The following is a 12,997-nucleotide window of genomic DNA, read 5'->3' on the forward strand; positions in this document are numbered from 1 at the left end:
GACTTAGGCAGTGCGGGGAACTTGATCGCCATTCCTTGTTTTGGGTGACGATCTTGGACCGGCTGAACGCCGAGGGGCCGGCGACGACCTTCAACTAGATCTAAGCTAGCCGCGGCAGCACCTGCCGCTCCAGCAGCGGCGCCAGCCGCACGCGGGGCGGCGCCTTCGGTTCGATCCAGAGCAGCTCTTCGATCTCGGCCTTGGGCATGACGCCGCCGGCGACCTCAGCCAGGTAGATCGCGCCATAGACGCGAGTGTCGGGCTCGTTGGCGGCTGGCGCATCGTAGGTGCCCAGGTGCTGGGCGCTGACCAGATCACAACCGAGCTCCTCGCCCAGTTCGCGCGAGAGCGTGTCGATGTCCGCCTCGCCGGGATTGCGCTTGCCGCCGGGCAGCATGAACGAGCTCGTGCCGCGCTTGCGCACGGTCAGAACCCGGCCCCCACGATCGCGGATGACGCCGGCGACGATCTCGACGGCCTTCACGCCCCCAGCATCCGCGCGGCGCGCGGAGCGAAGTAGGTGATGATCCCGGCGGCGCCGGCGCGCTTGAAGGCCCCCAGGCTTTCGAGAATGGCGCGTTCCTCGTCGATCCAGCCGTTCTGGGCTGCGGCCATGATCATGGCGTACTCCCCCGAGACCTGGAACGCGAAGGTCGGCATGTTGAACTCGCGGACCACGCGGCTAACGATGTCCAGATAGGGCATCCCCGGCTTGACCATGACCATGTCGGAGCCTTCGGCGATGTCGAGAGCGACTTCGCGCAGCGCTTCCTCGGCGTTGGCCGAGTCCATCTGATAGGTCTTCTTGTCGGCCGGACCGGCGGTGCCCAGCTTCCCCGAGCCGATGGCGTCGCGATAGGGGCCATAAAAGGCCGAGGCGAACTTGGCCGCATAGGACATGATCATCACGTCCTGCAGGCCCTCGGCCTCCAGCGCCGCGCGCAGCTTGCCGCAACGGCCGTCCATCATGTCCGACGGGGCGAGAATGTCGCAGCCGGCCCGCGCCTGGACCAGCGCCTGCTCGACCAGCCGGTCGATGGTGGCGTCGTTGGCGATCGTGTCGCCTTCGATGACGCCGTCGTGGCCGTGGTCGGTGAATGGATCAAGCGCCACGTCGCACATGATCCCGACCTCTGGCGCGGCCTCCTTCATGGCCCGGACCGCCCGGCAGACGACGCCGTTGGGATCCGCGGCCAGGGAGCCGACGGCGTCCTTCTTGGCGCCGTCGATGTGCGGGAAGATGGCGATGGCCGGAATACCAAGCTCGCGCGCCTGGACCGCGGCTTTCGCACAGAGGTCGACAGAGAGCCGCGAGACGCCGGGCATCGAGGCCACCGGAACCTCGCCTTCGCCCTCGTGAACCACCATCGACCAGATCAGGTCGGCGGGGGTGAGGACGGTTTCGCGGACCAGGCGGCGGACCCAGTCCGCCTGGCGCAAGCGGCGGAGACGCAGGGCGGGGTAGGCGGCGAGTGGGGGTATGCTCATGAGCGCGCGCTGTGACCCATCCCCCGCGCCGACGCAAGCCTGATGAAGCCCAGGGCCGGCGCGAAGATCAACCAGAGCCCGCCAATGGCCGAAAACAGGCCCATGCCGGCGATCAGCGCGATCAGCGTTCGGTCGACTGTCACGTCGGACAGATTGACCCGCACCTGGTCGGGCATGTTCCAGCCCTCGAGCCGGGTGACCTGGAACAGTTCGCCAGCGATGCTGATGACCGCGCCCAGGAAGCAGACGCCGGCCGCCAGCGCGATCACGAACGCCACCCAGAAGATTCGAATCTGGAAGTTGTAGTGCGACCCGATCTTGGGCGGCGCCTCGTCGCGCTGGGAGTAGGCGATGATGGCGGCGATCAACGCGGGCACGCCAGCGAAGAAGATCGCCGCGAACAGCAAGGCGTAGTTGATGAAGGCGAGATTGCGCGCCGACTCGCCGACGCGTCCTTCGACCGCTTGGTCCGTCATGCAAAAGACCCCGAGAAAGCCGCGCCCCCGCGCGCCACGTCGTTGACAGGTTGCGCCAGCGGAGCGACTTGCTCAAGTCAGCCTCTCAAACCTGGGTTCGAGCGAATGGATTTCACCCTCTCCGACGATCAGCGCGCAATACAGGATGCTGCAAGGGCGTTCTCCGAGGCCGAACTTGCCCCCAACTCTGCCCAGTGGGACGAGGAGAAGCACTTTCCGACGGACGTGCTGCGCAAGGCCGCCGAGCTGGGGTTCGCAGGGATCTACATCGGCGAGGACGTCGGCGGCTCGGCCCTGACGCGGCTGGACGCCTCGATCGTCTTCGAGGCCCTGAGCTACGGTGACGTGTCCGTGGCGGCCTATCTGACCATCCACAACATGGCGTCGTGGATGATTGACCGGTTCGGGGCCGATGATCTGCGCCGGAAGTACCTGCCGCGACTCACCACGATGAAATTGATCGCCAGCTACTGCCTGACCGAGCCGGGCTCGGGGTCGGATGCGGCCGCGCTGCGCACCACCGCGCGCCTGGAGGGAGATCACTACGTCCTCGACGGCTCCAAGGCGTTCATTTCGGGCGGCGGCGTCTCTGATCTCTATGTGGTCATGGCGCGGACCGGCGAGGCGGGCGCCAAGGGCGTCTCGGCCATCGTGGTTGAGAACGGGACGCCCGGTCTCTCCTTCGGGGCCCAGGAACGGAAAATGGGCTGGAATGCGCAGCCGACCGCCCAGGTCAACTTCGACAACGTGCGCGTGCCGGTGGAGAATCGGATCGGCGGGGAAGGCGAGGGCTTCCGCTTCGCTATGATGGGGCTCGACGGCGGGCGGCTGAACATCGCCTCCTGCTCGCTGGGCGGCGCGGCCTTCGCCCTCGATACGGCCCAGGCCTACATGAGCGAGCGCAAGCAGTTCGGAAAGCAGCTCGCCGACTTCCAGGCCTTGCAGTTCAAGATCGCCGACATGGCGACGGAGCTGGAGGCTGCGCGTCTGATGGTGCGCCGCGCGGCGCATGCGCTGGACAATCGCGATCCGCAGGCCACCAAGTACTGCGCCATGGCCAAGCGGTTCGCCACGGACGCCGGGTTCGAGGTCGCCAATCAGGCCCTCCAGCTCCATGGTGGGTACGGCTATCTCAAGGACTATCCGCTCGAGCGGGTCGTGCGGGACCTGCGGGTCCACCAGATCCTCGAGGGCACCAACGAAATCATGCGGGTGATCATCGCCCGGGAGATGTTCCGGCAATGACCGATGAAGTCCTGATCCGCATCGAGGGAGACGTCGGCCGCATCACGCTCAACCGGCCCAAGGCGCTGCACGCGCTGACGACGGCCATGTGCACGGCCATGAGCGAGGCGCTGCTGGCTTGGCGCCATGACCCTGCGGTCAAGCTGGTGCTGCTCGACCATGCCGGCGAGCGGGGCTTCTGCGCCGGCGGCGACATCCGGATGCTGGCTGAGAGCGGCGCTGGCGATGGCCGCGAGGCGCGCGAGTTCTTCTTTATCGAGTACCGGCTGAACCATTTGCTGTTCGAGTACGCCAAGCCGGTGGTGGTGATTATGGACGGCGTCACCATGGGCGGCGGCGTGGGTCTGGCCATGCCGGCCGGCTATCGCGTGGCCACCGAGCGGACGACCTTCGCCATGCCGGAGACCGGCATCGGGCTCTTCCCCGATGTGGGCGGCGGCTGGTTCCTGCCGCGCATGCCGAGCCACATCGGAACCTGGCTGGCCCTGACCGGCGGGCGGATCAAGGCGGCCGATTGCGAGTTGGTCGGGGTCGCCACCGACTTCGTCGAGAGCGACAAGATCGAGGCGCTGAAGGCGGCGATCGTCGCCGATCCGGCCGCCATCGACGGCTTGCTGACCGAGTTTGAAGGAGATGCAGGCCGGCCCCCATTGGCGGCGCATCAGGATGAGATCGACAGGATCTTCGGCGCCGACACGTTGGAGGAAATCCTGACGCGGCTGAAGGCGGCCGGGACCGAGTGGGCGGACGAGCAACTGAAGGTCATGGGGACCAAGTCGCCGCAGACCATGAAGGTGGCCCTGCGTCAGCTGCGTCTCGGCAGGAAGATGGAGTCCTTCGCCGAAAACATGACGATGGAGTACCGCATCGGCGCCCGTGTCGTGCAGCGCCACGACTTCATCGAGGGCGTGCGCGCCGTGATCGTCGACAAGGACAACGCCCCCCGCTGGAACCCGGCGGAAGCCGAGGGCGTCACCGAAGCCATGCTCGACGAGATTTTCGCACCGCTTCCTTCCGCTGAGGAGTGGTCGCCTCTACCTTGACAGATAACGGCGGTCCGCGACGGAGCCGCCGAGGGAGGACACGGTATGAAGCGCGAACTGTTGCTAGCCGCCAGCGCGGCCCTGATGCTGTCCATCTCGGGGGCGCATGCAGCGCCGCCGGCTAACGTTGTTGCGGCAGTTGCCGATGCCAACCGCACCGATGCCGACAGGGCGCGTGACGCCGACCGGAAGCCGGCGGAAATACTTGAATTCACAGGCGTTAAGAGCGGCGACAAGGTCGCCGAGCTGCTGCCTGGCGGCGGCTATTTCACACGCCTTCTGAGCGCCGCCGTCGGTCCGACCGGCAAGGTCTATGCCGGCGTTCCCGCCGCGGACCTGGAAAAGGCCAAGGCCGCGGCCAAGGGCAATGTCGAGGTGGTGGCCTTGAACCCGGGCGGATTGGCGTTTCCTGAGCCGGTCGACCTGCTCTTCACGGCGCAAAACTACCATGACTTCCATCTCAAGCGCCTGAACCTGGACGTTCCGGCGACCAACAAGGCGCTGTTCAACGCCCTCAAGCCGGGCGGGACGCTGCTGATCATCGACCATGCCGCGGCGCCTGGTTCGCCGGTCGACGTGGCCGACACGCTGCACCGGATCGACCCGGCCGTCGTAAAGCGCGAAGTCGAGGCCGCAGGATTTAAGTTCGTCAGTGAAAACAATGCGGTCCGCAATTCATCTGATCCTCTGACCGCGAACGTCTTCGACGCCTCGATCCGCGGCAAGACCGACCAGTTCGTCTACAAGTTCCAGAAGCCTAACTAAGGACCCGCCATGCGTATCGCGTTCATCGGACTGGGGAACATGGGCGGCGGCATGGCCGCCAACCAGGCCAAGGCCGGGCGGCAAGTCGCGGCCTTCGACCTCTCCGCTCCGGCGCTGGAACGCGCGAAGGCGGCGGGCTGCGCGCCCGCCGCGTCCGTCGCCGAGGCGGTCAAGGACGCCGATGCGGTGATCACCATGCTGCCGGCCGGGCCGCATGTGCGGAAGGTCTACGCCGAGGACATCCTTCCGCACGCTCCGAAGAGCGCGTTGCTCATCGACTGCTCGACCATCGACGTCGACAGCGCCCGTGCCGTCGCCGAACAGGCGCGGGCTCAAGGCTTCCGGTTCGCCGACGCGCCGGTCTCCGGCGGCACTGCCGCCGCGGACGCCGGGACGCTGGCCTTCATGGTCGGTTGCGACGAAGCGGACTTCGCCGAGGTCGAGCGCGCGATCGAGCCGATGTCGCGGGCGGTAATCCGGGCTGGAGACCATGGGGCGGGGCAGGCGGCCAAGATCTGCAACAATATGGTCCTGGGCATTTCAATGATCGGGGTCTGCGAGGCGATTGCGCTTGCCGAAAAGCTCGGCCTCGACCCCGAACGCTTCTTCGAGATCGCTTCGAAGTCGTCTGGGCAGTGCTGGTCGATCACCAGCTACTATCCGTGGCCGGGGCCCGTGGAGACCGCGCCGTCGAACCGCGGCTACGAGGGTGGATTCGCCACCGCCATGATGTTGAAGGACCTGAAACTAGCCCAACAGGCGGCCGCGACCGCCGGTGCGGCGGCGCCGATGGGCGCCCAGGCGGAGGGACTCTATGCCCTATTTGATCGCCTCGGATTTGGCACTACGGACTTTTCCGGAGTTCTGCAGATGCTGCGCGGTCGGCTAGACGAACTGCAACGCTGATCACAACGCGATGGTTCGTTGGCGAAATCTGGTCGATTCCGTATGACGAATTGTAGACAATCGAAGCACGCGGCGCGATAAGCCCGGCCAATTGCAAGGGGACCGCTCCGCGGCGCGAGATCGTCGAACGCCTCGGGTGGATTCAAGTCGATGGATTACAAGAACGCCTTCACCACCGCCCTCGAACAGATTCGTTCGGAAGGCCGATATCGGGTGTTCGCCGACTTGAAGCGTCACCGCGGGCAGTTCCCGCAGGCGACCTGGACGCGTCCGGACGGCGGTCAATCCGACGTCGTGGTCTGGTGTTCCAACGACTATCTCGGCCAAGGCCAGAACCCGATTGTCACGGACGCCATGCACCAGGCGATCGACGAAGCCGGCGCCGGCTCGGGCGGCACCCGCAACATTTCCGGCACCACGCACTACCATGTCGAGCTGGAGCACGAGCTCGCCGACCTGCACGGCAAGGAAGCGGCGCTGCTGTTCACCTCGGGCTACGTCTCGAACGAAGCCTCGCTGTCGACGCTCTACAAGATCCTCCCGGGCCTGATCATCTTCTCGGATGAGCTGAACCACAATTCAATGATCTCCGGCATCCGTGCTGGCGGCCGCGCCCAACGCCGGGTGTTCCGCCACAACGACCTGGAGCACCTCGAGCAACTGCTGGCTGAAGCGCCGGCCGATGCGCCGAAGGTGATCGCCTTCGAAAGCGTCTACTCGATGGACGGCGACATCGCCGACATGGCGGGCACCGTGGCGCTGGCGAAGAAGTACGGCGCGATGACCTACCTCGACGAGGTGCACGCTGTCGGCATGTACGGTCCCCGCGGCGCGGGCGTGGCCGAGCGCGACGGCGTGATGGCCGAGATCGACATCATCGAAGGCACGTTGGGCAAGGCGTTCGGCGTAATGGGCGGCTACATCGCCGCTGACGCGGTGATCGTGGACGCAATCCGTTCCTATGCTGACGGCTTCATCTTCACGACCTCTATCCCGCCGGCTCTCGCTGCTGGTGCCGTGGCCTCGATCCGCTATCTCAAGGACCACAACGAGGTCCGTGAAGCCCATCAGGAGCGCGCCGCCGCGCTCAAGGCTCGCCTTGAGAAGGCCGGCCTCCCGGTCATGCCTTCGGTCAGCCACATTGTGCCGGTTCTCGTGGGCGATCCCGTCCACTGCAAGATGATCTCGGACATCCTGCTGAGCGATTTTGGGATCTATGTGCAGCCGATCAACTATCCGACCGTGCCGCGCGGCACCGAGCGACTGCGCTTCACGCCGTCGCCGGCCCACACGGACAAGATGATGGACGCCCTGGCTGACGCGCTCGAGAAGCTTTGGGTCCACTGCAACGTCGCCCGCGTCGGCGGGCAGGCGGCATAGGTTCGTCCTTGCCGCCACGCCGGGCGGGGCTTTCCCCGCCTAAACTCGAATTCTTCGGAGACCCTGCGGGTTCGCTGATCAAATCAAAGTAAGGGCGGCGCTGCCGCCCCGTCTATTTTCCGCGACGGACGCCTCTGCCCAGCCCGATTTGCTTGGCGAAGTCGGATCTGCGCGCCGCATAGGCCGGCGCGACCATCGGATAATCCGGAGGCAGACCCCAGCGCCGGCGATAGTCTTCCGGGCTCATGTCGTATCGCGAGCGCAGGTAGCGCTTGAGCATCTTCAGCTTCTTGCCGTCTTCAAGACAGACGATGTAGTCGTGCTGAATGGAGCGGCCAATCGGCACTGCGGGCCGCGGCTTTTCTTCGGGAATCGGCGCGGGGCCCTTGCTCAGGCCTTCGAGCGCGCCATAGACGGATCTGATGATTTCCGGCACTGCGTCGGCGGCGACGGCGTTACGGCTGACGTAGGCGGCGACGATGTCGGCGCCAAGCCGCATCAATTCCTCGCCCGATCGGACTTCGGGCTCGGCTTCAATACTCATTCAGGTCCCCCTGAGAACGCAATGACAAGCGAAGCGGCTGCGCAAGCGCGCGCCCCTCCGTGAGGGTTGCAACGCCGCACACAGAAGATCGTTCCATGCCGTTGGATCGTCGGTCCGATGGCGCTAAAGAGCGCACACGAGGCGCTCAGCCCCCATCCGCCTCCCTGATTTCCCGAAAGGCCCGCCCATGACCGTCCACGCACAGACCCCCGCAGACGCCTTCTTCTCGTCCAGCGTCGCCGACACCGACAAGGACATCGCCGCCGTCCTGTCGGGCGAGCTCAAGCGCCAGCAGGACCAGATCGAACTGATCGCGTCCGAGAACATCGTGTCCAAGGCGGTGATGGAGGTCCAGGGCTCGGTCCTCACCAACAAGTACGCCGAAGGCTATCCGGGCAAGCGCTACTATGGCGGCTGTGAAGTGGTCGACATCGCTGAACAGATCGCCATCGATCGCGCCAAGCAGATCTTCGGCTGCGAGTTCGCCAACGTGCAGCCGCACTCGGGCAGCCAGGCGAACCAGGCGGTGTTCATGGCGACCATGAGCCCGGGCGACACCTTCATGGGGATGGATCTGTCGGCCGGCGGGCACCTGACCCACGGCAAGAACGTGAACCAGTCGGGCAAGTGGTTCCGTCCAGTCGCCTACGGCGTGCGCCAGCAGGATCATCTGATCGACTACGACATGGCCGCAGAGGTGGCTCTGGCCGAAAAGCCCAAGGTGATCATCGCCGGCGGGTCGGCATATAGCCGGCACATCGACTTCGCGCGTTTCAAGGAGATCGCCGACAGCGTCGACGCTCTCCTGATGGTGGACATCGCCCACTATGCGGGCCTGGTTGCAGGCGGCGTCTATCCGAACCCGTTCCCGCACGCCGACATCGTTACGACGACGACGCACAAGACCCTGCGCGGTCCGCGCGGCGGCATGATCCTGACCAACTCCAAGAAGTTGGCCAAGAAGATCGATTCGGCGGTGTTCCCTGGCCTGCAGGGCGGCCCGCTGATGCATGTGATCGCCGCGAAGGCCGTCGCCTTCGGCGAAGCGCTGAAGCCTGAGTTCAAGCAATATGCCCGCCAGGTCGTGGACAACGCCCGCGCGCTGTCCGACAGCCTGCAATCCGCCGGCTTCAAGATCGTCTCCAACGGCACCGACAGCCACCTGATGCTGGTCGACCTGACGCCCAAGGGCGTGTCCGGTTCGGACGCGGAGGTGGCGCTGGAGCGCGCGCATATCACCACCAACAAGAACGGCATCCCGTTCGACCCGCTGCCCCCGATGCAGACCTCGGGCCTGCGCGTCGGTACGCCGGCGGGCACGACACGCGGCTTCGGTCCGGGAGAGTTCCGTCAGGTCGGGACCTGGATCGGCGAGGTCCTCGATGGTCTGGCCCAAGGCGGTGACAACAGCGCTGTAGAAGCCAAGGTCCGCGACGAAGTGCTGGCGTTGACGAAACGCTTCCCCATCTACAGCTAGTCCCTGTATTTAGGGGTCTGGTTTGCCGGAAGGGGCTAGATCATGCGGTGCCCGTTCTGCGGCCACGCCGAAAGTCAGGTGAAGGATAGCCGCCCGTCGGAAGACGGGGCGGCTATTCGTCGTCGTCGTCTCTGTCCGGAATGCGAAGGCCGGTTCACGACCTTCGAGCGGGTCCAGTTGCGCGAACTCACCATCGTGAAGCGTTCGGGCCGGCGCGCGCCGTTCGACCGCGACAAGCTGGCCCGTTCAATCAGCCTGGCGACGCGAAAGCGTCCGATCGAGCCCGACCGGATCGAGAAGATGATTTCGACCATCGTGCGTCAGTTGGAGAGCATGGGCGAGACCGAACTGCCATCGTCGGCCGTCGGCGAGCTCATCATGAAGCACCTTAAGGGCCTCGATGACGTGGCCTATGTCCGCTACGCCTCGGTCTATCGCGACTTCCGCGAGGCCGGTGAATTCGCCACTTTCCTGGGCGAAGAAGGCCTGAGCGATGGCGACGAGGATGGGCGCTAGCGTCACCCTCAAGCTGGCGACCTCGCTTGACGGTCGCATCGCCACCGCGACTGGCGAGAGCCGGTGGATTACGGGCCCGCAGGCGCGCGAGGTCGTCCACCGTCTGCGCGCCGAGCATGACGCTGTCCTGGTGGGCGTTGAAACCGCGCTGGCGGACGATCCCGAGTTGAATGTGCGGCTTGATGGCTGGAACGGGCCGCAGCCGGCGAGGGTGGTGCTGGACAGCCGCCAGCGGTTGGCCGACGGCTGCAAGCTGGTGGCGACCGCCCGCGACATCCCAACCTACGTAATCACCGCGGCCGCGCCTGAACACCGTCTTCTGGACGCCGGGGTCAGGGTCCTGCAGGTCCATGCGGTCGGCGACGCGCGCCCCGAGTTGCGTGATGTCGTGGAAACGCTAGCAAGAGAAGGGCTGCGGCGCTTGTTCGTCGAGGGCGGCGGGCAGGTGGCCGGGAGCTTTCTGCGCTGCGGCCTGGTCGACAGGATCGAGTGGTTCCGAGCGCCGATGGTCATCGGCGGGGAAGGGCGGCCTGGGATCGGTGCGCTGGCGCTTAGCGCGCTGGGCGAAGCGCCACGGCTACGCAGAATTGAAATCCGCGAGGTCGGCGACGACCTCTGGGAGCGTTACGAGAGGATCTGAATGTTCACCGGCATTGTCACCGATGTGGGCCGGCTGCGCGCCGTCCGCGAAACCAATCGCGACCTCCGCTTCGAGGTCGAGACCAGCTTTGACCTGTCGACGATCGACATGGGGGCTTCCATCAGTCACGCCGGCTGTTGCCTGACCATCGTGGAGAAGGGCGACAACTGGTTCGCCGTCGAAGTCTCCGGCGAGACGCTCAGCCTCACCACGCTCGGCGCGTGGAAGGAAGGCGATGGGATCAACCTCGAGCGCGCCGCACGGGTTGGCGACGAGCTTGGAGGTCACATCGTCTCCGGTCACGTCGACGGGGTCGGCGAAGTGGTGTCGGTCGAATCCGAAGGCGGATCGCATCGCGTCAAGATCCGCGTTCCCAGGCCTTTGCATCGCTTCATCGCGCCGAAAGGCTCGATCACCGTTGATGGCGTTTCCCTGACGGTGAACGAGGTCGAGGACGACGTTTTTGGTGTGAATTTGATCCCCCACACCTGGGATGTGACCACGCTTGGGCGGCTGAAAGCCGGTGCGAAGGTCAATCTTGAGATCGACATGCTCGCTCGCTATCTCGCCCGCTGGCGAGAAACGGCCTAAAGGGTCCCTCCAAACAGAGACTGGAGCCCCATGCTCGAAGATAAAATTCGCATCCTGATCGTCGAAGCCCGTTTCTACGACGATCTGGCCGACGAGATGCTGAAGGCCGCCGCCGACGTCATCACCGCGCATGGCGCGGAGTACGACGTCATCAGCGTGCCCGGTGCGCTCGAGATTCCCGGTGCGATCGCAATTGCGGAAGAGGGCGGCCAGGGGCCGGCCGGCAAGCGCTATGACGGCTATGTCGCGTTGGGGACGGTCATCCGCGGCGAGACCTATCACTTCGAGATCGTCTCGAATGAGTCGGCGCGCGGCATCATGGACCTGACCGTCGGCAAGCGCCTGGCGATCGGAAACGGCATCCTGACCGTCGAGGACGATGATCAGGCCTGGGCTCGCGCCAGGGCCAGCGAAGGCGACAAGGGCGGCGGCGCTGCCCGCGCTGCGTTCGCCATGATCGGTCTCAAGCGTCAACTGCTCGGACAGGACCGATGAGCCGCAGCCAACGTTCCGTCGCACGTCTCGCCGCGATCCAGGCCCTCTACCAGATGGAGGTGTCGGGCGTCGGCGTCGAGGCGGTGATCCGCGAGTTCGCCGACCATCGTTTCGACCGGACGCTGGAAGGCGACATTGAAGGCGAAGGCGCGACCTTGGCCGCCGCCGACGAGGCGTTCTTTGCCGATCTGGTGCGTGGCGTTGTCGGGCATCAGCGCGAGATCGACGCCGCCGTGGTCAAGCGGCTCGCCGCCAACTGGCGACTGGAACGCCTGGACGCCACCGTGCGGGCGATTCTCCGCTCGGGAGTTTTCGAGCTTTCACATCGGCCTGACGTGCCGACGGAAGTCGCGATCGATGAGTATGTCGAGCTGACCAAGTCCTTCTTCGATGGCCCGGAGGCCGGGTTCGTCAACGGGGCGTTGGACGCAGTGGCCCGCGATGTCCGCGGCTGACGAGCCGACCGACGATCTGCCCGACGAGTTCGGGCAGATCGCACGCCTCTATCGTACTCTGACCCGGGGCGCGCCTGAGGCGCTCGATCTTCTCGACGACGCCGCGGTGATCCCTTCGCGTCCTGGCTATGACCTCGTCGTCACCAAGGACGCGATGGTCGAGGGGGTCCATTTTCTGCCTGATGAAGCTCCTGAGCTCGTGGCGCGCAAGCTGCTGCGGGTGAACCTCTCCGACCTCGCCGCCAAGGGCGCTGAGCCCTACGGCTACTTCCTCGCCACCGCCTGGCCGAAGGGGTTCGGGTGGAGCAAGCGTCAGCGGTTCGCTGCGGGCCTGGCGGAGGATGGCGAGGCTTTCGGGCTGGTGCTGCTGGGCGGAGACACAGTGTCGACCCCAGGTCCGCTCACCGTTTCCCTGACGATGCTGGGCTGGGTTCCCGCCGGGCGAATGGTGCGTCGGAGCGGTGCGCGACCTGGCGATCTCGTGATGATCTCGGGTCCAATCGGCGATGGTTGGCTTGGATTGAGCGCCGCACTCGGCGAGACGCCGGATCCTGACGGCTACCTCGCGGGTCGCTTCCGGCTGCCGACGCCCCGCTTGGCGTTGCGAGATGTGTTGCTGGCTGGCGCTACCGCCGCGGCAGACGTTTCGGACGGGCTGATCGCCGATGCGGGCCACATCGCCTTGGCGAGCGGCGTCAAGTTGCGCCTCGATCTTGACGTGATGGCCATGTCGGCGGCCGCCAGAGCGTGGCTCGATATGCAGCCAGACCGTTCACAAGCTTTGCTCGCCTTGGCCTCCGGCGGTGACGACTACGAGATCGTCTGCACCGGACCCGAGGTCCTCCCAGGATTGACGCAGATCGGCGAGGTGACGACGGGGGAGGGCGTGGCGGTTCATGTCGGCGGCCGAGATGTCGCAGCGGGGCCGGGCGGCTGGCGTCACGTCTGAAGCGAAAGCTTCCGGAAACGGGTTCGC

At 65.7% G+C, this 12,997-nt stretch carries 16 protein-coding genes; 12 read left to right on the forward strand and 4 right to left on the reverse strand.

Annotation, left to right across the window (positions count from 1 at the left end):
- Positions 1-100: 100 nt before the first annotated feature.
- From ASC79_RS02005 to ASC79_RS02015, 3 genes are read right to left on the reverse strand one after another with little or no spacing between them, the layout of a single operon-like run.
- Positions 101-484, reverse strand: coding sequence for an NUDIX domain-containing protein (locus tag ASC79_RS02005; protein WP_056018937.1), 384 nt, complete (start codon positions 482-484; stop codon positions 101-103).
- On the reverse strand, positions 481-1,488 hold the full coding sequence (gene hemB, locus ASC79_RS02010) for a porphobilinogen synthase (RefSeq protein ID WP_056018940.1): 1,008 nt from the start codon (positions 1,486-1,488) through the stop codon (positions 481-483). Before hemB ends, ASC79_RS02005 begins: the two co-directional genes overlap by 4 nt.
- Complete coding sequence (locus ASC79_RS02015; protein ID WP_056018943.1) at positions 1,485-1,964, reverse strand: hypothetical protein; 480 nt, start codon at positions 1,962-1,964, stop codon at positions 1,485-1,487. Before ASC79_RS02015 ends, hemB begins: the two co-directional genes overlap by 4 nt.
- 105 nt (positions 1,965-2,069) lie before the next feature.
- Between ASC79_RS02015 and ASC79_RS02020 the strand changes: the two genes are divergently transcribed.
- The 5 genes from ASC79_RS02020 (at position 2,070) to hemA (ending at position 7,303) form a co-directional block, all read left to right on the forward strand.
- Positions 2,070-3,209, forward strand: a complete 1,140-nt coding sequence (locus tag ASC79_RS02020; protein WP_056018945.1) for an isobutyryl-CoA dehydrogenase — start codon at positions 2,070-2,072, stop codon at positions 3,207-3,209.
- Positions 3,206-4,252, forward strand: coding sequence for an enoyl-CoA hydratase/isomerase family protein (locus ASC79_RS02025; RefSeq protein WP_056018948.1), 1,047 nt, complete (start codon positions 3,206-3,208; stop codon positions 4,250-4,252). Before ASC79_RS02020 ends, ASC79_RS02025 begins: the two co-directional genes overlap by 4 nt.
- Before the next feature lie 45 nt (positions 4,253-4,297).
- Positions 4,298-5,017 carry a class I SAM-dependent methyltransferase gene (locus ASC79_RS02030; protein WP_056018951.1) on the forward strand — a complete coding sequence of 240 codons (720 nt, stop codon included), beginning with the start codon at positions 4,298-4,300 and terminating at the stop codon, positions 5,015-5,017.
- Between the two features lie 9 nt (positions 5,018-5,026).
- Positions 5,027-5,923, forward strand: a complete 897-nt coding sequence (mmsB, locus tag ASC79_RS02035; protein ID WP_056018957.1) for a 3-hydroxyisobutyrate dehydrogenase — start codon at positions 5,027-5,029, stop codon at positions 5,921-5,923.
- 150 nt (positions 5,924-6,073) lie between these two features.
- Positions 6,074-7,303: a 5-aminolevulinate synthase gene (hemA, locus tag ASC79_RS02040; protein ID WP_056018960.1), complete on the forward strand. Its 1,230-nt coding sequence runs from the start codon at positions 6,074-6,076 to the stop codon at positions 7,301-7,303.
- 112 nt (positions 7,304-7,415) lie between these two features.
- Here hemA and ASC79_RS02045 read toward each other — a convergent pair whose 3' ends face one another.
- Positions 7,416-7,847, reverse strand: a complete 432-nt coding sequence (locus tag ASC79_RS02045) for a MucR family transcriptional regulator (RefSeq protein ID WP_056018963.1) — start codon at positions 7,845-7,847, stop codon at positions 7,416-7,418.
- A gap of 187 nt (positions 7,848-8,034) precedes the next feature.
- Between ASC79_RS02045 and glyA the strand changes: the two genes are divergently transcribed.
- The 7 genes from glyA to thiL are packed head-to-tail and all read left to right on the forward strand — an operon-like array spanning position 8,035 to position 12,970.
- Entirely contained in the window at positions 8,035-9,324 is a 1,290-nt protein-coding gene (gene glyA / locus ASC79_RS02050; RefSeq protein WP_056018966.1) for a serine hydroxymethyltransferase, read from the forward strand.
- A 42-nt stretch (positions 9,325-9,366) separates the two neighbouring features.
- Positions 9,367-9,840, forward strand: a complete 474-nt coding sequence (gene nrdR / locus ASC79_RS02055) for a transcriptional regulator NrdR (protein ID WP_056018969.1) — start codon at positions 9,367-9,369, stop codon at positions 9,838-9,840.
- A complete protein-coding gene (locus ASC79_RS02060; protein ID WP_056018972.1) occupies positions 9,830-10,480 on the forward strand; it encodes a RibD family protein in 651 nt (216 codons plus the stop codon). The genes nrdR and ASC79_RS02060 overlap by 11 nt, the downstream gene beginning before the upstream one ends.
- Positions 10,481-11,071: a riboflavin synthase gene (locus tag ASC79_RS02065; protein ID WP_056018975.1), complete on the forward strand. Its 591-nt coding sequence runs from the start codon at positions 10,481-10,483 to the stop codon at positions 11,069-11,071.
- 30 nt (positions 11,072-11,101) lie between these two features.
- Positions 11,102-11,566 (forward strand): 6,7-dimethyl-8-ribityllumazine synthase, encoded by a 465-nt coding sequence (ribH, locus tag ASC79_RS02070; RefSeq protein WP_056018978.1) that lies wholly within the window; start codon positions 11,102-11,104, stop codon positions 11,564-11,566.
- Positions 11,563-12,021 (forward strand): transcription antitermination factor NusB, encoded by a 459-nt coding sequence (gene nusB / locus ASC79_RS02075; protein WP_056018981.1) that lies wholly within the window; start codon positions 11,563-11,565, stop codon positions 12,019-12,021. Before ribH ends, nusB begins: the two co-directional genes overlap by 4 nt.
- Positions 11,957-12,970, forward strand: coding sequence for a thiamine-phosphate kinase (gene thiL / locus ASC79_RS02080; RefSeq protein ID WP_082531893.1), 1,014 nt, complete (start codon positions 11,957-11,959; stop codon positions 12,968-12,970). The genes nusB and thiL overlap by 65 nt, the downstream gene beginning before the upstream one ends.
- Positions 12,971-12,997: the final 27 nt, after the last annotated feature.

Origin of the sequence: Phenylobacterium sp. Root1290, from assembly GCF_001425305.1 — a bacterium.
In the GTDB taxonomy this organism is placed as follows: domain Bacteria; phylum Pseudomonadota; class Alphaproteobacteria; order Caulobacterales; family Caulobacteraceae; genus Phenylobacterium.

Bases quoted from the DNA above. Each gene is read 5' to 3' on its own strand.
- ASC79_RS02015 (WP_056018943.1), bottom strand. From the start codon at position 1,964: ATGACGGACCAAGCGGTCGAAGGACGCGTCGGCGAGTCGGCGCGCAAT.
- hemB (WP_056018940.1), bottom strand. From the start codon at position 1,488: ATGAGCATACCCCCACTCGCCGCCTACCCCGCCCTGCGTCTCCGCCGC.
- ASC79_RS02065 (WP_056018975.1), top strand. From the start codon at position 10,481: ATGTTCACCGGCATTGTCACCGATGTGGGCCGGCTGCGCGCCGTCCGC.
- ASC79_RS02030 (WP_056018951.1), top strand. From the start codon at position 4,298: ATGAAGCGCGAACTGTTGCTAGCCGCCAGCGCGGCCCTGATGCTGTCC.
- ASC79_RS02020 (WP_056018945.1), top strand. From the start codon at position 2,070: ATGGATTTCACCCTCTCCGACGATCAGCGCGCAATACAGGATGCTGCA.
- ASC79_RS02045 (WP_056018963.1), bottom strand. From the start codon at position 7,847: ATGAGTATTGAAGCCGAGCCCGAAGTCCGATCGGGCGAGGAATTGATG.
- ASC79_RS02060 (WP_056018972.1), top strand. From the start codon at position 9,830: ATGGGCGCTAGCGTCACCCTCAAGCTGGCGACCTCGCTTGACGGTCGC.
- nusB (WP_056018981.1), top strand. From the start codon at position 11,563: ATGAGCCGCAGCCAACGTTCCGTCGCACGTCTCGCCGCGATCCAGGCC.
- glyA (WP_056018966.1), top strand. From the start codon at position 8,035: ATGACCGTCCACGCACAGACCCCCGCAGACGCCTTCTTCTCGTCCAGC.
- ASC79_RS02025 (WP_056018948.1), top strand. From the start codon at position 3,206: ATGACCGATGAAGTCCTGATCCGCATCGAGGGAGACGTCGGCCGCATC.
- hemA (WP_056018960.1), top strand. From the start codon at position 6,074: ATGGATTACAAGAACGCCTTCACCACCGCCCTCGAACAGATTCGTTCG.
- mmsB (WP_056018957.1), top strand. From the start codon at position 5,027: ATGCGTATCGCGTTCATCGGACTGGGGAACATGGGCGGCGGCATGGCC.
- ribH (WP_056018978.1), top strand. From the start codon at position 11,102: ATGCTCGAAGATAAAATTCGCATCCTGATCGTCGAAGCCCGTTTCTAC.
- nrdR (WP_056018969.1), top strand. From the start codon at position 9,367: ATGCGGTGCCCGTTCTGCGGCCACGCCGAAAGTCAGGTGAAGGATAGC.
- thiL (WP_082531893.1), top strand. From the start codon at position 11,957: ATGGCCCGGAGGCCGGGTTCGTCAACGGGGCGTTGGACGCAGTGGCCC.